Genomic DNA, 406 nt, shown 5'->3' with positions numbered 1-406 from the left:
CGTGGGTCGCCACCGGCGACCGCGCCCACATCGCCGCCGACGGGCGCGTCGTCCTCGAAGGGCGCTGCAAGGACATGGTGCTCAGACACGCCGAGAACATCTACCCGGGCCTGTACGAGCCCGCCCTGCACGTCCCGGGCGTCGACCTCGCGCTGCTGGTGGGCGTCCCGGCGGGCGACGGTGACGAACGCCTCGTGGCCGTGGTCCAGCCGAGCCCCGGAGCCGACCACGCCCGCCTCCGCGAAGCCCTGCGCGAACCCCTGGCCCGCATGGGCACCGCCCGGCCGGACGCGCTCCTCCTGGCCGACATCCCCCTCTCCGGCCGCTCCCGCAAACCCGACCGCGCCGCCACGACCCGACTCGCGTCCCGGCGGATGGCGGAGGAACACCAGATACAGGTGCACAG

The 406-nt window shown here is 74.9% G+C and carries 1 pseudogene; it reads left to right on the top strand.

Going from position 1 to position 406, the window contains the following annotated elements:
• Positions 1-406: pseudogene (locus HTZ82_RS02735) on the top strand (long-chain fatty acid--CoA ligase); the annotation flags it as partial.

The sequence above is a fragment of the Streptomyces sp. TRM64462 genome (assembly GCF_013362995.1).
Taxonomy (GTDB): Bacteria; Actinomycetota; Actinomycetes; order Streptomycetales; family Streptomycetaceae; genus Streptomyces.
Note: the sequence above shows the minus strand (reverse complement) of the source record. Positions and strands in the feature narration are given on the sequence as shown.